Source organism: Ancylomarina subtilis (assembly GCF_004217115.1).
Taxonomy (GTDB): domain Bacteria; phylum Bacteroidota; class Bacteroidia; order Bacteroidales; family Marinifilaceae; genus Ancylomarina; species Ancylomarina subtilis.
Genome location: NZ_SHKN01000002.1, coordinates 14,718 through 34,408 on the forward strand (window position 1 = coordinate 14,718; position 19,691 = coordinate 34,408).

The 19,691-nt window shown below is 37.4% G+C and carries 12 protein-coding genes; 11 read left to right on the forward strand and 1 reads right to left on the reverse strand.

The window, feature by feature from the left end:
- Positions 1 to 44: 44 nt before the first annotated feature.
- From EV201_RS11055 to EV201_RS11075, 5 genes are all read left to right on the forward strand, one after another.
- A complete protein-coding gene (locus EV201_RS11055; protein ID WP_130307719.1) occupies positions 45 to 1,307 on the forward strand; it encodes an asparagine synthetase B in 1,263 nt (420 codons plus the stop codon).
- A 589-nt stretch (positions 1,308 to 1,896) separates the two neighbouring features.
- Positions 1,897 to 4,974, forward strand: coding sequence for a choice-of-anchor L domain-containing protein (locus tag EV201_RS11060; protein WP_130307720.1), 3,078 nt, complete (start codon positions 1,897 to 1,899; stop codon positions 4,972 to 4,974).
- 289 nt (positions 4,975 to 5,263) lie between these two features.
- Positions 5,264 to 7,927: a LamG-like jellyroll fold domain-containing protein gene (locus EV201_RS11065; RefSeq protein WP_130307721.1), complete on the forward strand. Its 2,664-nt coding sequence runs from the start codon at positions 5,264 to 5,266 to the stop codon at positions 7,925 to 7,927.
- 550 nt (positions 7,928 to 8,477) lie between these two features.
- Positions 8,478 to 9,833, forward strand: a complete 1,356-nt coding sequence (locus EV201_RS11070) for a CUB domain-containing protein (protein ID WP_130307722.1) — start codon at positions 8,478 to 8,480, stop codon at positions 9,831 to 9,833.
- 213 nt (positions 9,834 to 10,046) lie between these two features.
- On the forward strand, positions 10,047 to 10,970 hold the full coding sequence (locus EV201_RS11075) for a hypothetical protein (RefSeq protein WP_130307723.1): 924 nt from the start codon (positions 10,047 to 10,049) through the stop codon (positions 10,968 to 10,970).
- 25 nt (positions 10,971 to 10,995) lie between these two features.
- Here the strand turns inward: EV201_RS11075 and EV201_RS11080 are convergent, their stop codons facing one another.
- A complete protein-coding gene (locus EV201_RS11080) occupies positions 10,996 to 11,688 on the reverse strand; it encodes a YjjG family noncanonical pyrimidine nucleotidase (protein ID WP_130307724.1) in 693 nt (230 codons plus the stop codon).
- Between the two features lie 735 nt (positions 11,689 to 12,423).
- Between EV201_RS11080 and EV201_RS11085 the strand changes: the two genes are divergently transcribed.
- From EV201_RS11085 to EV201_RS11110, 6 genes are read left to right on the forward strand one after another with little or no spacing between them, the layout of a single operon-like run.
- Positions 12,424 to 15,669, forward strand: a complete 3,246-nt coding sequence (locus tag EV201_RS11085) for an HYR domain-containing protein (protein ID WP_130307725.1) — start codon at positions 12,424 to 12,426, stop codon at positions 15,667 to 15,669.
- Between the two features lie 24 nt (positions 15,670 to 15,693).
- Positions 15,694 to 16,536, forward strand: a complete 843-nt coding sequence (locus EV201_RS11090; RefSeq protein WP_130307726.1) for a hypothetical protein — start codon at positions 15,694 to 15,696, stop codon at positions 16,534 to 16,536.
- 19 nt (positions 16,537 to 16,555) lie between these two features.
- Positions 16,556 to 17,365, forward strand: a complete 810-nt coding sequence (locus tag EV201_RS11095) for a hypothetical protein (protein ID WP_130307727.1) — start codon at positions 16,556 to 16,558, stop codon at positions 17,363 to 17,365.
- 24 nt (positions 17,366 to 17,389) lie between these two features.
- Positions 17,390 to 18,247, forward strand: a complete 858-nt coding sequence (locus EV201_RS11100) for a hypothetical protein (RefSeq protein ID WP_130307728.1) — start codon at positions 17,390 to 17,392, stop codon at positions 18,245 to 18,247.
- Between the two features lie 18 nt (positions 18,248 to 18,265).
- Positions 18,266 to 18,964 carry a hypothetical protein gene (locus tag EV201_RS11105; protein ID WP_130307729.1) on the forward strand — a complete coding sequence of 233 codons (699 nt, stop codon included), beginning with the start codon at positions 18,266 to 18,268 and terminating at the stop codon, positions 18,962 to 18,964.
- A 32-nt stretch (positions 18,965 to 18,996) separates the two neighbouring features.
- A complete protein-coding gene (locus tag EV201_RS11110; RefSeq protein WP_165389640.1) occupies positions 18,997 to 19,689 on the forward strand; it encodes a hypothetical protein in 693 nt (230 codons plus the stop codon).
- Positions 19,690 to 19,691: the final 2 nt, after the last annotated feature.

Below are 19,691 nucleotides of genomic sequence, written 5' to 3' on the forward strand. Positions count from 1 at the left end.
GGTGTTGTCAATTAATCTCAAAACGATTTAAATATTATTTGATTATGAGCTTTGTTAAGAGAGTTGTTTGTTTCTTTTTTCTTCTCATCACAATACCTGCTTTTTCGGCGAATCTACTCATCCCAATGGATGAAACTCAAAAGAACCATCTCAAATCATATGGAATCGCATTTTGGGTTTTGCAGCAGAATCAGGATATCCACTGGTTGCTGAATTATCGGGGGGGGAGCTTTCTGTTACCATTTAGTCCGGAGATTAAATCTGAATGTCAAATCCGAGGTGTTAGTTTTGAAGTGGTCAGTGATGCACAATCAACACTGATTTTTGATGAAATTGCCAATCCGGAAGTCAATATGGATGCGGTTAAGCTGCAAAAACCTCCCAGAATGGCTGTTTATTCACCTCAAGGGAAAAAGCCCTGGGATGACGCCGTGACACTCGCCTTGACTTATGCTGAAATTCCTTATGATTTGGTTTACGATGACGAAGTGATGCAAGGAAAGCTGACTCGGTACGATTGGTTGCATTTGCATCATGAAGATTTCACAGGACAGTTTGGGAAATTTTATGCCGGATACCGAAATTTAAAATGGTATAAGGATGAAGTGCGGGATAATTTGGAGAAAGCCAATCGTTATGGGTTTACAAAGGTTTCTGATCTAAAGCTGGCTGTTAGCTTAAAAATAAAGGCTTTTGTAGAGGCTGGAGGTTTTTTATTTGCCATGTGTTCTGCCACGGATACCTTCGACATTGCTCTATCTGCAGAGCACACTGATATTTGTTCGCATCAGTTTGATGGTGACCCTATGGACGAAAATGCACAAAAGAAACTTGAATTTAAGAACACCTTTGCTTTTGAGAATTTTACCTTAGAGAAGAATCCTTTGGTTTATGAGTTTTCTGATATTGATGTCACGCAAACCCGTAAGGTGAATCAGGATGAAGATTATTTTACACTCTTTGATTTTTCCGCAAAATGGGATCCCATTCCCAGTATGTTGTGTCAAAACCATAATAACTTAATTAAAGGTTTTATGGGACAAACGACAGCTTTTAATACCAAATTGATTAAGCCGAATGTGCTGATTATGGGCGAGAATAAGGCTGCAGGAGAGGCTCGGTATATTCATGGGACATTTGGCAAAGGCACCTGGACTTTTTATGGAGGACACGACCCTGAAGATTACCAGCATTTGGTTGGAGACCCACCAACCGATCTAAACCATAAAAAGAATTCTTCAGGTTATCGATTAATTTTGAATAATGTTTTATTCCCCGCTGCTAAAAAGAAAAAGAGAAAGACTTGATCATTTGTTGATTCGATGACCTAAGTCGAAGCGATTAAAAAAAAACAAAAGGTTGAGCCCCCTAAGCTCAACCTTTTTAACACTTTTGTGAGTACCAAATGACTCAATATATTATTAACCATTTGCAAATTTATCGACCTTAGTAACTTCACTATCCTTTAGAATTGTTTACGAAACTATTGGTACTACAAAGTGTATTTTGAATTTGGTTTGCGGCCAAATTCGATTCTTTACCACTACAAATATACGATATGTTTATGAAAAGGATATCTTAAAATAAGTTAATAAAGATTAATTGCCTTTGTGTTATGAAGCAGAATAGTGTTTTGTATAATGTTTTGATTAACACGTGGTTTTGTCACTAATAATTTGAGGTAGAATATCCGGTTTTATCTTTCTGTTCTTTTATGAATTTTGAATGATTGAAGCTTTCGTTCTCTTCTGATATAGTTCCTATTTGTCAGATTAACGATATGGTGAGATTTATATTGGAAATTAAGGGATTATCTTAAATGAGATCTGTTTAAATTTATTATTTTTGAGGCTCCTTTGTCAATTTTAATAACCTGGATTGAAAATTGTGTGCTTCATGAAACATTTCTACATAAAAATATCCCTTTTGTTTTTTTTTCTAACTTTTGTCTTTATTGATGTTTCGGGACAGAGTGTTATATGGAGTGAGGATTTTTCGTCTTATTCGGGATGGACAGGAATAGATGGTGGGGTATGGCCGTATTATACGAATAGAAATTTAGGTGATTATCCGGCAGGTGTTTCAAAATGGAGCTTGGATGTGAGTGGATGTACACTTTCAGATGATAATGATTTTGTTCAGTTATTGGGTGATGCTAAATTAAATTTCCAGGATGTAGACGGAAATGCTTATTGGTATACTGAGGCAATTCCTATATCGAATTATACTGAAGTTGGAATTTCTATCGATCTTGCGGAATCTGGCAATTTAGAAAATCAAGATCTCATTGTATGTCATTATAGAATTGATGGTGGTGCATGGGTTAGGTTTAGTAGAAAAAACAATGATTTTGGAACTGCAAAAGCAATACAAACAGGTCTTTTGGGGAATACCCTTGAAATTAGAGTGAGGGTTGTTAATAATGAAGGGGGTGAAATTCATAGTATTGATAATGTTATTGTCTCCGGTAAATTGAAGAATACTGTGATCTTGAGTTCTTCATCGAGTAGTATATCCGAGGGAGGGGGAAGTACAACAATTACTGCGACTATTGCTAGTGTACAATTGGTTGATGTTTTAATTAATCTTGGATTTTCCGGTAGTGCTTCAGGTTCAGATTATTCGATATCAAATTCACAAATCATAATTCCGGCCGGGAGTTTGACTGCAAGTGTCACTCTTTCAACTGTAAATGATACGGATATTGAAGGTGATGAAAACCTGACAGTTGATATTAGCAGTGTTGTGAATGGTGTTGAGTCGGGCACTCAACAAGTAAATATTATTATTGTTGATGATGATATTCCTTCAACTGACCCGATTCAGGTTGATAATAAAAGCCCTGAGAGTGGGTATACAGCAGATTTACTTGTTGACAATGTTTTAATTACGGGTTGTCTGACAGCAGATAATATTATTTTTGCTGGAAATGAAGAGTTGGGACTTGGATATTTTGATGCAGGGAGCTCAGATTTTCCACTGAAATCAGGAATAATTATTTCTACAGGAGAAGTTGAAAAGGCTGAAGGTCCCAATGATGGGAGTAATGCCAGTGAAAATATTGGCGGTGTTTCGGGAGATTATGATGTAAATTTATTAACAGGGAATAATGCTTTTGATGCACAGATATTAGAATTTGACTTTGTACCTGCAGGGGATAAATTAGAGTTTCGATATGTTTTTGCTTCCGAAGAATATCCTGAATATGCATGTGGTAATTATAATGATGTTTTCGGTTTTATTATAAGTGGTCCGGGTATAAATGGACCTTATTCTAATAATGGTGAAAATATTGCTATTATACCAGGAACAACCGATCAGGAAGTATCTATTAAAAATATCAACAATGGCTGGTGTGGTAATTCTACTTATTATGTCGATGAGACCGGAGGTTTTGCTACTCGATTTGATGGAAGGACTACAGTTTTAACCGCAAAAGCTGATGTTCAAGCTTGTGAAACTTATCATATTCGATTAATTATTTCAGATGTCGCTGATGCAAGTTACAATTCGGCCGTTTTTCTGGAAGCGGAAAGTTTTAAGACAAATGAAGTTGTGATTAAAAACGGTATAGGAGGAAGTGATGACCTTGAAGTTATGTATGAAGGATGTGACAACAGTTTCCTGAAATTTACAAGAGAAGATAATCTGGATCAAGATTTTACTTTTAATATTACAATTTCTGGAACAGCCGAGAATGGAATTGATTTTGTTCAAACAAATGCTTCAGGAGATGAATTGGGAGCCTTCCCTAATCAGATTACTATTCCAGCTAATGAAACCGAAGTGACCTATTACTATAAAGCAATTTCTGATGCTTTAATAGAAGGAGATGAATATTTTAGATTATCATTTTTAAAGAGCTGCCCTTGTAGCTCTACTCCCGAGTATTATACGAAAGATATCACCATCATTGATGTCCCCGAGATTGAGGCTACTGTGCCAAGTAACGTACAATGTATGTTTGGTACGCCTGTCGCAACACTAACTGTTGAAATGAAAAATCTGTTAGATCCAGCCAATTATGAATATAATCTTGATGGAGGAGCATATCAAAATGATAATGTCTTTACTATAAATAATCCAGTTGTTGGTTCGTCTCATATTGTAAGGGTTCAAGATAAATTTTCGTGTAATCCCGCTACAGATTTTACAGTTATTATACCCCCTGTTGTACCTATTGAGTCTAATGCAGGGCCTGATAAAAATATTTGTGAAGGTGAAACGGTTCAGTTGTCCGGGAGTGGTGGGATATTTTACCAATGGAGCTGTTCTCCAGCTTCAGGTTTAGCTTACTTAAATAATGCAAATGTATCAAATCCAACGGTTGATGAAAACATACCATTTGGAGTTTATACTTATACCTTAACCGTAAAAGAATCAGCATCAGCATCAGCTTTTTGTATCTCAACCGATGAGATGATTCTAACTGTAAAAGAAAATGCTCATTTTACAATAGGAGCAGATAAGACTGAATATTGTAGTGGAGAACAAATTCAGTTAAGTGCTTCAGTACTGAATGCGAGTCAAGGAGATTTTTACTCTTGGATACCTTCGACAGATGTAGATACCCCCAATTCAGCCAACACGACGGTTACTTATAGCGAAACATCACAAAGCCTTAAGGACTTTTCTTTGAAAGTAACAAAATCGAATGGATGTAATCATACTGAGAATATTAATGGTATTTTGATATACCCAACCCCAATTGTTTCACTTAATGCCTCTAGTATTATTTGTACTGAGGGTAATAGTGGGCAGTTAAATATTGATGTTACTGGGGGGACTCCCTTTGGTTCCAGCCCTTTTTATACATACTCATGGGCTCATGATGGGACCTTAACACAGCCAAGTGCAACAGGCTTAAATGCTGGAAATTATTCTGTGACTGTGAGCGATTCTAAATCATGTTCTACGACTAAAAATTTTGATATGAACCAAACACCTAAGCCCATTGGCATCTTTTTTGAATAATTCTTATACTGTAATCTGTTTTTTGTATCTGCCTGGTTTTGTTCATTTGTACAATCTAAATTAGAATTTTTATCTAATCAATTTTGATTAAAGACTCGGAGTTGTATTTTTTTTAAGATTTAATGTTATCAAGTCTTAACAAACATCTCGTTTAACTAATAATAAATCTACTGTAATTAAAGGATTTTTGAGGATAAAATTATGTTTTCATTTTTAAGGCTTTGTAAGCAAATTTATTATTTTTAGACCCCTGTTTGGTTTAAATATCTGTTTTGAAACTGTGTGCTTCATGAATTATCTCTACATCAAATTTACTTTACTTCTTTTTTCTATTTGTTTTTTCACCAATTCTCTGTCAGCGCAGATTATTATGCCTGCAGGTACAACGTCTATGGATGTTAAAGGAGGCGAATTGTTTTACGATGGGGGTGGTGTTAATAACGATTATACCAGTAATGAAGATAGAACTGTAACATTTAGAGTTCCTGCAGGGGCATTTATTAGAGTTGTCTTTAATCAATTTGATCTTGAAGCTCAAAGTAATTGTAATTGGGATTGGTTGAAGATATTTGATGGAAATGATACTAGTGCTTCAGAATTTGGAACTTATTGTGGAACCAATAGTCCCGGGACAATAATTTCAACAGGAAATAGTCTCACCTTTCAATTTCATTCTGATTACTCAGTAGTAAAATCGGGATGGGAAGCGCTAATCGAAGTGTTGATAACTGTTGATTTGGCAAAGTCTTTCGACGAGTCATGTGCCGGGAGCAATGATGGATTGATTCAGTTTTACGAAACAACACCAGGTATTGATACTGACCTTGAATTTAGTATTGATGCGGGAGTTTCCTGGCAGGATAGCCCTGTTTTTACAGGATTGTCTGCGGGAAACTACAATCTTCAAATCCGATTGCCTGGAGGTGGATCCGTTTCACCTAATTATCCGCTGACAATAGGCACGGCAACCAATTTAAATATAAGTATTGATACAAAAACGGATTCGAATTGCAATACTGAAGATGGTAATATAGATGTAACCATTAGTGGTGGGAGAAGTGGGAGTTTGATTACCAATGGGGCGACAGGAATGCTTGATTTGCAAAGTTCATTTATGTCGAATCTAGGTTCCTTTACTATGGAAGGATGGGTGAAATTGGGTGCAGCCCGATCAACCTACACCGGACAGAAGAGTTTCTTTGGGCAAAATGATGCCATTGAATTTGGTTTCGAAAATGGAAACTTAGCCTGTTGGACAGCTGGAGGTGGGCGTGTTGATTATTCAATATCGAATTATCCTGACGATATGAAATGGCATCATGTTGCAGTTGTTGGTACTGGTTTAAACCTGATTCTTTATCTGGATGGAAATGAAGTTAGTCGTAGTTCCAATTCAACAGGTAATTATGGCAGCAATACCAGTTTTACAACTAAAATAGGCGCCGGGGTTTGGGATCCTGGAATAACATCAGAACCCTTTAATGGTGTTTTTTCGCATGTGCGATTTTGGAATGCGGCAAGAAGTCAAACACAGATTAGTACATGGAAAGATCAAAGTGTATTGGGAGATGAGCAAAATCTAATGGCTGTGTATAAATTGGATGTGCCACCGGATGGAGATAAAATATATGGTATTGGAAGCAGGGGGACTGTTGCGATTATGAATAGTGGAGCAACTTGGTCTGATATTGATCCTGTTTATACCTTTGCATGGACAGGACCCAATGGATTTACATCTTCAGATGAAGATTTAACTGCAATTGGTGCAGGTTTGTATAGCATACTTGTTACTGATTTAAACTTATGCTCGGCAAGTCAGGATGTTACTGTTGGGGAGTTGTCTAATTTAGTTGTGTCTGAAATGCATACGCCGATTTTATGTCATGGTGGAAGTACAATTGTTAATATTTCTGCTACAGGAGGAGTTGCTCCCTATACAGGTATTGGTGATTTTACACAGTTTGCAGGAGAAACAACTTATACTGTTTCGGATAATAATGGTTGCTCCGATACCTACACTATAATTCTTGACGATGTGGATGCTTTGGCTCTTTCTTCGTCAATTTCAAAGGATCCAATTTGCGAAGGTGAAGATGTGACGATTTCTCTTGATGATCCGGGAGATTATTCGGTGAATTTTAGTGGAAGTAATGATTATATTTTGATTCCCAATTCTTCTGATATAAATACAGGAAGTTCTGTTGATTTGCGAACGGTTATGATGTGGTTTATGCCAGATAATACCTCGCAACGACAAGTGCTTTATGAAGAGGGAGGTGGTGTTAATGGTTTCTCGGTATATATCGAAAACAACAAAATAAATGCTTACGGATGGAATAATAATAGCTCATGGACCAGTCTTGGTGGAGATATCGTTACTGATAAATGGCAGCATGTCTGTTTTACTTGGAACAGTGCAGGTGCTTCAAATGAACGATTTAAGGTCTATTTGAATGGGATATTGGTTGGACAAACAAATGGTAATACTATGCCTGCACATAGTGGTGACATACGTATAGGACAGGCAGCAAATTTAAGACTCCCAAATAATTCAACCGGTTCTGGTTATTTCTATTCTGGAAATATTGATGAATTTCGATTATGGAATGCAGAGCTGACACTATCACAGATCCAGACTGAAATGACTACGATGATACCTAACTCTGCAAGTCTGATTGTCCACTATAATTTTAATGATCAAGGTACGCCTATAGTTACCGACATCACGGGTGGAAATTCTGGCAGTATTAATGGTACTGTAAACTATGTGTCGGATTATGCTTTTTTATGGAATGATCCAACGGCATCCACAAGCCTTGGAGTAGATGTGAGACCTTCGGCTGAGACAACTTATACGGTAACTGCAACCAATGAACATGGCTGTGTAAGTACAAAGCAGCTAACGGTTCATGTTAACCCAAAACCCAAACCCATAGGCATCTTCTTTGAATAGAATTCCTGCTTCTTTGTGATTTATAGGTTGAAGGCGTATGATGAAACAAAATTAGCCCATCTTATCTGTGCAAAGATAAGCTGTTTTTGTAGAGTTCTACCCATGTGGCTGCTGAGCTGAGTTTTAATTCCGCGTTCCAAAAGAAAAGGAAGAGATGTGTATACTTCGATGCATCCAGTTCAAGTGTGTATGTTTCATTTTGGCGAATTGCCGAACAGGTTAATTCGTCTCCCTTTAATTCAAGTCGAAGTCCAAATATTTTCTTCCTATTATCTCTCTATTAAATTCCAATCAACACTGGGAATATCCAGATTTGTTCCATTTTTGATCCGGACTTGTACCAGTTTTGAAATAGAGTATTCAAAGTATAATTGTAATAATAAAACAGGGGTATGGATCAATCAACTCACCCAAGTAGATGATTTATTGTTTTGATATTTTGCAGTTTGCGATTTATATTATGATATAAATTAATTTGTTAATGTTCTTTTTTATGCTATTTTAGACTGTTGTATTTGTGTTCTTGTTAAGTCCACCCAAAGTTGATGTTATGAAAGAAACTTTTAGGCTTAGTCGTATTTTTGGTTTTTATTCAATTTTTATTGTCTTCATGCTCCTGTTTGATTCTTTTAATTTAGAAGCTCAATCTAATATTATTATTGGGAGTGCCTCTTCGGTAACAGTTCAGGATGGGGATTATTTTTATGATGATGGCTTTAATAATAATTATAAAAAGAAAAAAGATTACACGATAACTTTTAATGTGCCTTCAGGATCATCTATTAATGTTGTTTTTGAATCGTTTTCAGTAGAGCTGCACTCTAATTGCAATTACGATTGGTTGAAGATTTTTGATGGGTCGAGTGTTAGTTCCACTTTATTAGGGACTTATTGCGGTACGAATTCTCCAGGGACTGTATCCTCGACAGGTGAGGCTTTGACTTTTCAATGGCATTCTGATAATTCAGTTCAGTATGCCGGGTGGAAAGCTCAAATTCAAGTTGTCTCAGCATCAGCTCCACCTGTAATTGTTGCAAATGGGAGTCAGACTTATTGCCAGGGTGATATGCCTTTGTCCATAGCAGAATCCATTTCTATCTCTGATCCTGATCCTGGTGATACGCAACTTAATGCCATGTCAATTCAAATCTCATCCGGATACCAGAATGGTGAAGATTTATTGAGTATTACGGGGACGCACCCCAATATCACAAGCAGCTGGGATCTTGCTTCGGGGAGATTAACATTAACAGGACCGGCTGCATTTTCTGAATTTGAGGCAGCCATTTTGGCTGTTCAATATTCAAATAGTAGTAGTTCGCTCACTGCAGGTCAAAGAACGTTTTCAATTACATTGGAAGAAGCCAATTATTTAGCCGAGAGTGGCCATTTTTATGAATTTGTACCTTATGTTGGAATACGTTGGGACGATGCCAGGGATGCTGCCGCTTTACGGACATATTATGGTTTGCAGGGGTATTTGGCTACGCTTTCATCTCAGGCAGAATCTGATTTGGCCGGAGCTCAAATTTCGGGTGCAGGCTGGTTGGGCGGTAGTGATCAAGATACAGAAGGGGTTTGGATGTGGATGACAGGACCTGAAGCTGGAACTGTATTTTGGAATGGAGGGGCTGGCGGAAGTAGTCCTAATTTTGCATTTTGGAATTCTGGTGAGCCCAACAATGTTGGATCAGGTGGAGAAGATTATGTCCATATTACTGATAATAGTATTGGTATTCAGGGGTCCTGGAATGATTTGCCAATAGCTGGGGGAAGTGGTGCGTATCAGCCTAAAGGCTATGTTGTTGAATATGGTGGTTTGCCAGGAGATCCGGTTCTCCAAATATCTGCAACCACGACTATAACCGTTGGTGTAGCACCTTCACCTGTAGGAATATTTCATTAGTAATAATAAATGATTGTTTTTTGTCTGATTTTTATCTTTATAACAGATATAAAGAAAATCTTTTTTTAATCTTACATCTATTTGATAGGATCCGTGTTGTAATATGCTGTTGAGTCATGATAATCTAATAATGACTACTGTTTAATCTAGTAATATTTTTGTATTCGATTTAGTTTTCTTAAATTGAGTTGCTTACTTAGATATTTAGGTATTATGAAGAATTATATACTTCTTTTTTTGATTGTGTTTTGTAGTAGTGAATTTCAACTTTTAGCAGCTCTTTTACCCGCTCCCGGGCAAACTCCAATTACGATTACAACTGAAGATGATCGGCGCTCAGATCCGAATCCGGACCTTATTCTCAATAAAAACCTTCTTACAATTACGGGAACTGGGAAATTACTGGTGAGAAATCTGACAGTCGATAATAATTCTGATGTTGTTATTCAATCGGGGGGTGTTTTAATCGTAGAAGGCGATTTGCTCACTGAAAATAAAATGACAATTGATGCGGGAGGGACTCTCATCGTATTAGGAAACTTTGTTCATACAGGTTCCGATACCAATCAGGGTGGTTTTACAAGTTCGGATCCGTCCAATGTTTATATTCTTGGGACGATTGATGGATATGATGATGGTAATCATCTGAATCCGGATTTGTATCCGGTTTTGCAGTGTGATTATGATCCCAATAATGATTCAGGATTAACTGATTATTTAAATAATTGTAATTATGGAGGAGAAATTGACTTGATGACGAACCCAATCTATCAATCGATCTGTGGTGAAAATTTCGAGGGGGGTGTCATTTCGCAAGATCAGGAAATTTGTGATGGTAATTCTCCTGATCAATTCTTAAGTGTTTCACCTGCGACTACTTCAGGAAATCCAACAACATTTACTTATCAATGGTATTATACAACAGTTCTGAATTCTAATCCGGAAACCGATCTTGCAGATTGGATTCTAATTAATGGAGCCGATCAGCTTGATTATACCCCTGATATCGGTACAATTGCTCAGACCACTTTTTTTGTTCGTCAGGCAGGTAAGGGGGCAGGTTGTGTGACTTACTCCAATATTCTGACAATTGATATTGTGGCAGGTCCCAGTCCTGTTGGGATATTTCATGAGTGATGACTTAAAGAACCTTACTCTTGATTTAAAAAATATCAATCAATTCTTTTAAGTTTTCAATCTCAAAAGTTAGTTTCTCATCGTGATTTGCTTTTTTGGGATTGAAATAGATGTGATCCATGCCCATATCACGAGCCCCTTTTATATCCGTACTTAAATCGTCTCCAATCATGATGCTCTGTTCTATTTGTGCGCCAGTTTGCTTTAAGGCATACTCGAAAATCTGAGCGTGAGGTTTATTTGCGCCTGCATTTTCAGATGTGATGATTTGATTGAAATATTTTTCAAGCTTTGAATTCTGTAATTTTCGTCCTTGCACCTCATTAAAACCATTGGTGATAATATGGAGTTGATAGTTTTTGTTTTTTAGGTATTCCAGGCACTCATGGGTGTTTGGGAACACCTCAGTCTGAAGGGGGCTGAGGTCTATAAAATCGTGAGCAATTTCCTTTGCTAAACCCAGATCATCAAGTCCGGCTTCTTTGAGTGTCAAATAAAATCGTCTGTATGAGAGCTCTTCTTTTTCTATACGATTCTGATAATAGGCTAACCAGAGCTTTTTATTGTGATATTCATAGCGTGACTTAAAAAACAAAAAATTACCAAACGTATTTTGGAGACTGTAGTCTCTAAATAGTTGTTTGAGTGTCTTTTCAGAATTTTTATCAAAATCCCAAAGGGTTCTGTCCAGATCGAAAAATATATTTTGATATTTCATGTTGGTTTCTATTTTGTTTTCAAAGATATTTTAAAATCGAGTCAATTCTGGTTTTGACCTTAGTTTTATTGATTTTTAAGAAATAACATTACTTTATTATACATGTTTACGATCTTTATTGTCTTGTTTTGTATTTGTTATAAATGCATATTGAGTATTGATAAGTTGTGTTTTTTAAGAGATTAAGCTGTTTTTTTGCGTTAGTGTTAAAAAAGTTTAAATATGGAGCATTGGGAAACTTTATCCTGAGAGTTTTGAGGTGTATTGGTAGACATAATTTCTCCGCCCTTTGATAATTATGAATATTAGTGCTCTTATCCATTTTTGTTTGAATCGTTTTTCGGGAAAAAATGATTGCCTTCAATAATTGATTTCGTTTAGGAGCGCCTTTATAATAAGGGGTTTAATTGTTTTTCAAGTTGCCTGTAGTTTAAGAATAATTGGAATTGGTTCTATTGAGATGTAGAGGTTATTCTAAATTGTTGGGCTTGTGGCGTAATAATATCTGCCATAATTATATATTTTGATGAATGGATTGTTTAAACTTGTTTCAATGGTTATATTTGTCCGCTAATTTGTTAGAACGATAGGGGAGTATAATCTTTTACGTGTAAAATCAGCAAATATAATTTGAGTATTGATTTGTGTTTTATGTTATTTTTCTTATCTTAAACACAACTAATACTGAGGGATTGAGATATTTCTCGTTTTTTAAAAGAATAAAAATATTAGTGTTTGATTAAAACTATACACATTAAACTTCTACTAATAATAAGCCTGAGCATTCTGTTCGGGCATTCTGCGTTGGGGCAAAATTTCCCGACGTTCGTTGCGACTCAGAACGTATGTGTCAACGAAGAAGTAACTTATACGGGGTATGGACTTGATGGCTCTCAATTGTTTTTTGATATATACGAAAGTGATGGATCAACTGTTGTTTCATTAGGTAATGTTCTTACTCTTGCAGATCCTCCGGTTACAGTTATGTCGGGGGCAGATATGTATTATAAATATGAATTTGTAAATTACAAGTGGCTTACTCCCGGAACTTATGTTGTTAAAATACGTGAAGTAACTTCATCTGGTTGTGAGGGAGGTAATGCAACGGATTTGACTGTTGTTGTAAGTCCTTTGCCTGATATCTCTAGCTTAAGTTTTAATGTTTCAACACCAGTATGTAAAAATACATCTCCTGTATTTACCGTTTCTGGATTAAGTCCTGCTACAGCTTACTCTATTGGTTATGATGATAATGGCGTATCAAAGATTGTGAATGTCACGACTGATGGTTCCGGCAGTTGTTCATTGCCTGTTGATGCTATTGATGCTACTGCTACTTATAATGTTGAAAGTGTAGCTTTTAATGATGGTAGTGCGAATTGTGCTGCAAGTCCTGCACCGTCATTAACTGCAGAAACGTCTTTAATTGAAAATACTCCTCCAACAATAACTGCACCAGCAGCCATCAGTGTAAATGTAGATGCCGGCACATGTGGAGCAGCTTCATCAGGAGTTACTTTAGGTACGCCAACCACTGCTGATAATTGCGGTGTTGCAAGCACAATCAATGATGCACCTTTGACTTTCCCAATTGGAAACACAACGGTGACTTGGACCGTAACGGATAATTCAGGTTTAACTGCTACGGATACTCAGATTGTAACAGTAGTTGATAATATTTCTCCAACGATAACGGCACCAGCAGATGTTGCAGTGAATTCCGATGCAGGTGATTGTACAGCCAGTTCAGTAGTACTTGGAACACCCGTAACATCAGATAACTGTACCGTTGCAAGTGTAACTAGTGATGCTCCGGCGGTATTCCCACTAGGAGAAACAACCGTGACTTGGACCGTAACAGATGGTTCCGGTTTGCAAGCAACCGCAACACAGAAAGTAACCGTAACAGATAATCAGAACCCCACGATAACAGCACCAGCAGATGTTGCTGTGAATTCAGACGCAGGTATTTGTACAGCCAGTTCAGTTGTGCTTGGAGCACCCGTAACAGCGGATAACTGTTCCGTAGCAAGTGTAACAAGTGACGCTCCAGCGGTATTCCCACTAGGAGAAACAACTGTGACTTGGACCGTAACAGATGGTTCAGGTTTACAAGCTACAGCCACACAGAAAGTAACCGTAACAGATAATCAGAACCCCACGATAACAGCACCAGCAGATGTTGCTGTGAATTCAGACGCAGGTATTTGTACAGCCAGTTCAGTTGTGCTTGGAGCACCCGTAACAGCGGATAACTGTTCCGTAGCAAGTGTAACAAGTGACGCTTCAGCGGTATTCCCACTAGGAGAAACAACCGTGACTTGGACCGTAACAGATGGTTCCGGTTTGCAAGCAACCGCAACACAGAAAGTAACCGTAACAGATAATCAGAATCCAACGATAACTGCACCAGCAGCCATCAGTGTAAATGTAGATGCCGGCACATGTGGAGCAGCTTCATCAGGAGTTACTTTAGGTACGCCAACCACTGCTGATAATTGCGGTGTTGCAAGCACAATCAATGATGCACCTTTGACTTTCCCAATTGGAAACACAACGGTGACTTGGACCGTAACGGATAATTCAGGTTTAACTGCTACGGATACTCAGATTGTAACAGTAGTTGATAATATTTCTCCAACGATAACGGCACCAGCAGATGTTGCAGTGAATTCCGATGTTGATAATTGTACAGCCAGTTTAGTAACACTAGGCACTCCATCAACAGCTGATAATTGCAGTGTGGCATCAGTTAATAATGATGCCCCAGCGATATTCCCACTTGGTGAAACAACAGTGACCTGGACGGTTATGGATGGTTCAGGTTTGCAGGCTACGGCAACACAAAAAGTAACAGTAACCGATAATCAGGCTCCTGTTTTTTCAAGTTGTCCATCTTCAACAGTTATTTGGGCTGAAGATTTTAATAATTATTCGAATTTTACATATCAAGCTACTAATGCAGGTACTACTTGGCAAGGTTATTATTCATATGGTTTACATCATAAAGCTGCAGCTGTGGGAGGTTTATTAGAGATGCGTGTTGAAGAAGGTGCAAATGTCGAATGGCTTACGAATTATATTAATATTTCCTCAGAATCAGATGTACAGGTGTCTTTTGATTTAAGTTCCTGGGCAGGAAGTGCAGCTGATGGTTATATTGAATTTTGGGCGCGTGTTGATGGTGATCAGGGAGGTACTTATCAACTCTTTAAGACTATATCTGGTGCTGTTTCCAACCAAGTTGTAACTAGTCCTGTATTTAATGGGGATAAGCTTGAGTTATGGATACGGGTAGTTAAAGGTAGTTCTGTAGGCATATATTATGTAGATAATATCAGTTTAATAGCTCCTATGGTTAAAAATGTTGATCCTAATCAGTGTACATATACTGTACAAGGGACTGAATTTAATGTAGAAGCTACTGATAATTGTACATTAAGTAGTTTAAATTATAATTTAACTGGAGCCACCACTGGAACAGGAACTAATCTTAATGGCCAAATAATTAACCAAGGGCTTACCACCATAACCTGGACTGCTACAGATGCTAGTAGTAATGAAGCATCTTGTAGTTTTGATGTTGTTATTGTTGACAATGAGGAACCTATGCTTGCTGATTTAAATGTTATCATGTCTAAATCAGTTTGTCCGAATGATGGGGATGAGGGTAATACTCCTCAAACTGCTGTTGTGACCGGATTGAATTTAACTGCGGATTTATATTCTGACAATTGCACTGCAGATGGTAACCTGATTATTCAGTACAAAATCACTTTAGCTGATAATACAGTGGTGTCTGATTTTGGTGAGCAAGCAACAGGAGCTGTGTCTACAAGCGATCCAAGTGGCTATGCTTTTAAGGAAGGAATAACAACTGTGTCTTATAAAATAATTGATGAAGCAACTAACGAATCTGAAATAAAATCGTTTACAGTTACGGTGAAACATAAACCGAATTCTGGATCGATAGAATATTAAAAAAAACAACTAAATATACACACTATGAAAAAATTATTACATCTTTTATCGGTAGTAGCAATTCTTACATTAGGCTCGACTAGTGTATTTGCTCAAAGTGGAACAGGAGGATCACTTGGTGATGGAGATGATCCTTATTTAGGTACAACTCACAATTATAAGGTTACAAAAGATGGTGGAACCATTGTATGGGCAGTTCTGCATGCCGGAGATTCTACAGATGCATCTGCTGATGTGACATTGGGAACCAATGGGGGTGAGAATATTGATATCACTTGGAATACTGCTGGGGACTATATAATTGAATATACCGAAACATTAAATGGATGTTCTACTAAACGTATTTTGGGCGTGACGGTTCATGCAAATTCATTCTATCTCTATTTGGCTGATAATTCAGAAGCATGTAACAGTGAAGAAGGTAATGTGCTTGATTGGGGTGTATATGAAACAAAATCTGATGTTAAAACCGAATTAACCTTTACTGTTAATATGACAAAGGATAGTGGTTTCAGTATCGATAATTATCAGTTTACAGGAGATTTTGTTTTACCTACAGATGTTACAATTGCTGATGCAGCTGATGTGACCGTAGATGGTGGTACTAAAACGAATGGAACTGGAAACGGTAATTTTACAGTTTCTGCTACAGCAACTGATGCCGCAACTTCAGGAGTGGTAACTATTAAAGTACTGGTATCAGGTAAAGTGACCGATGGTGGTAATGTTACTTTAAACCTAACTAATGGTAAAGCAACAAAAGGAAGTACTATAACACCGGATAATACATTATTGCCAGCTTCATCAGATAGAGCGCAGGTTGTAGTACTTAAGCCTCTTCCTGGTTCAACTAATATCTCATTCTAGAATTGAAAAAACAAAGGATATGAAATCGATAAAACTAATAATTGCATCCTTACTACTGATGGTTGGTGGTAATGTATTTGCACAAACAGGGACAACACCCTTTGTTGGATCTACGCATACATATGAGGTTACAAGAGGTTTGGCAACAGGATCAACGTTAACGTGGAGTGTTTTAAATACCGCTGATAAAAGTGGTGCCGATGCTGGTGATTTTTCAATTGCATCTAATGGTGGTGCGACTGTTGATATTACATGGAAGAAAGCGGGTAACTATACTGTGCAGTTAGCAGAGGAAAATTCAACAACTGGTTGTATCACCTTACGTCAGTCAGATGTAGTTGTAGGTACCAATCAATTTGATATTGCTATAGCCGATCTTACAGCAACATGTTCTGATGCAAGTGGAACTGTAATTGTGAATAATGCTAATGATAACCTAGGAACAACAAGCAAGACTTTCACAATTGATATGAAGACTCAGGCAGATATGACGGGAGCAACGTTTATTCCGGACTGGAAATTCGATTATGAAGTGACCAGTACAAATGGTGATCTTCAGTCTGTGACTTTTGATGATAACACGGCCGTTACCTCTCCGGTAGTAGGTGCAAATTCTGCAACGGGAACAGTTACGGTAAACAATGATGATTATAGTATTCAGTTAACTGTTGTGTTTAATAATACCTGGAATAATGGTGATGTTATAACAGTGACATTATCGAATGGAATAGAATTAACATACAATACACCTGATGGTTTGAATACAAATGATGAAGGTGCTATTACGATTAATGCGCTACCTGCTACAACAAATATTACAACTGACTAATAAAAATCCTAAATACACACTATCATGAAAAAAATTAGAAATTTATGTATCGCAATTATAGCTCTCGTTGGGCTATCAAGTGCAGCCGTTGCACAAAATGGTGAAACTCCTTATTTGGGTTCAACGCATTCTTACACTGTTGATGATCATGCTGGCAGCACATATGCTTGGTCAGTGACAACAGACTTTCAGGGAACAGCTGATGCCTCTGGAGTTGTAACTTTTTCGGCGACAACAGGCAATTCTATCAATATTACTTGGGATAGTCCTGCTATTGGGACTACTTATTTTGTGCATGTTGTTGAAACGAATGGTGAAGGCTGTTCTAACCACAAAGTGCTTGCGGTTAATCCTGTGAATGGATTCGTACTTCAATTAGCAAGTGTAAATGACTCAGATGCCGTTCTAACTGGAGCTGATTTACAGCAGTGTGCCCCTGATGCTTCAGTAACTGCTTACGATCCAGGTACAGGAAACTTCACTTACGCTTATGGTACAAATACGTTCTTCTATAAGATTACAGCTTCAGGTATTGGTAATAATGGTTGGAGTCCTCAATTTACATTAGGAACAACTGATGGCGCTGCAACTTATGTTGCGACTTGGGGAACAACATCTGCAGGCACAGGTAATACTGTTGCTAATTTAGATGGTACAACAGTTAATGATATTGATGTTGCCGGAGGTAATGTATCTATATGGATTAAGGTTGTTGTGACAAATGCTGAAGGTGTTACTGCAAACCCAATTGTTGTGACCTTATTGGATGGAGCAAATACTTCTGAGGATGAATATGGTAATGATGTTACCTCAGTTACGGGTTCTGCTGCGACACAAACTGTTAAGGCTCGTCCTAACACAAGTGGAATTACTACGATTTAATAGTTAAGAAAAAACTATTTGAAAACTCAAATACATAAAGGGATTTTATTCATGATTTTCATGATCCTGGCCGTGACCAAAGTCACGGCCCAGGATACTTTTGTGCTATTTGAACAAGCCTCTCACGTTTATACCGTCACTAAAACAGATGGTAATATCTATTCATGGTCGGTATTTGCTAGTACTGATTTGAATAATGAAATAACTGATATAGATATTGTAGAGTTTGTTAGTGGGAAAGACTCTAATCAAACGGAAATAAAGTGGAAACAAGCCGGAGAGTACGTGCTTGTTATAGAGGAAGTTGGCTTGTGTCAAAACTTAAAGGCTCATAGGGTTAGCGTAATTAATTCACCAACTATTGCTTTTGAACAATTAACATCAGAAGATTGTCCTGATGAGGACAGCAGTTTTGCTACTGCATTAGTAGCGAGATTCGATACCGATAATGATTTATCGGAAACAAATTACCCTCTTACTGTAAGCTATAGAATTGCAGGAGAAACAACGGATAGGACTGCAATTGTCAATTTTGCAGAAAAATTGCTTCATATCGAAGGAATAATTGAAGATATCAACAATGAAACCATAAACCGGATAACTATAGTAAGCGCCAAGAATAAATACGGAGGAAAGCTTAATGTGGTTGCCGGACAAGATATACATACAAGAACAATTTTCAAGAAGCCTGTTATCACGGCTATTGAATTGAATTAAAAAAACAACTAAACGAACTAAATAAAATCAGAATGAAAAATTTATTAAAGAAATCACTTTTCACCTTAGCTATTGTGTGTTTGGGCTATAGTGCGTTTGCTCAAGTAGATCAGACTGTAACTAAGGGAAAGAGTCAATCATACAAAGTGGATGATGAAGGATTAACTTATACCTGGAATGTTAATGGTGGAACAGTTTCAGATCTAACTACTCAAACTGGAAATACAGTATTGATTGATTGGAGCATCGAGGGAACATGGGATCTAACGGTGTTTGGTACAGATGCGAATAATTGTATTACAGAAACTAGAACTTTTCAAATTGAAGTAGTTGGAGCAGCTACTGCGAATTTTGCAGGAACATCAGGTCCAGTTGTAACATGTTCTGATCTGAATGGCGGATTGCCAGGCGGATTACTTGATGAAAGTTTATTTGCACTTGATTTAAAAGGAGGAGTTGCTCCTTATGATGTTACTTACGAAGTTCGTGATGCATCAAGTGCTGTTGTTCAAGCTTCTAAGACAGTGACAGGTATTGCTGATGGGGAAGATATTACTATTACAAACGATTTTGTAAACACTTCAGGTGGTGATGAAGTTTATACAGTTGTTATTACTAAAGTAATTACGAAAGATGGTGTTAATGTAACTCTAGGTGCAGATGTAACTAGAACTATAACTGTTCACTCTAAACCAACTATTTCAGGAACCATTAGTTTAAACTAGAA

Excerpts from the sequence above, each read along its gene's own strand:
- EV201_RS11090 (WP_130307726.1), top strand. The coding sequence starts at position 15,694 with ATGAAAAAATTATTACATCTTTTATCGGTAGTAGCAATTCTTACATTA.
- EV201_RS11065 (WP_130307721.1), top strand. The coding sequence starts at position 5,264 with ATGAATTATCTCTACATCAAATTTACTTTACTTCTTTTTTCTATTTGT.
- EV201_RS11075 (WP_130307723.1), top strand. The coding sequence starts at position 10,047 with ATGAAGAATTATATACTTCTTTTTTTGATTGTGTTTTGTAGTAGTGAA.
- EV201_RS11095 (WP_130307727.1), top strand. The coding sequence starts at position 16,556 with ATGAAATCGATAAAACTAATAATTGCATCCTTACTACTGATGGTTGGT.
- EV201_RS11060 (WP_130307720.1), top strand. The coding sequence starts at position 1,897 with ATGAAACATTTCTACATAAAAATATCCCTTTTGTTTTTTTTTCTAACT.
- EV201_RS11110 (WP_165389640.1), top strand. The coding sequence starts at position 18,997 with ATGAAAAATTTATTAAAGAAATCACTTTTCACCTTAGCTATTGTGTGT.
- EV201_RS11080 (WP_130307724.1), bottom strand. The coding sequence starts at position 11,688 with ATGAAATATCAAAATATATTTTTCGATCTGGACAGAACCCTTTGGGAT.
- EV201_RS11100 (WP_130307728.1), top strand. The coding sequence starts at position 17,390 with ATGAAAAAAATTAGAAATTTATGTATCGCAATTATAGCTCTCGTTGGG.
- EV201_RS11055 (WP_130307719.1), top strand. The coding sequence starts at position 45 with ATGAGCTTTGTTAAGAGAGTTGTTTGTTTCTTTTTTCTTCTCATCACA.
- EV201_RS11070 (WP_130307722.1), top strand. The coding sequence starts at position 8,478 with ATGAAAGAAACTTTTAGGCTTAGTCGTATTTTTGGTTTTTATTCAATT.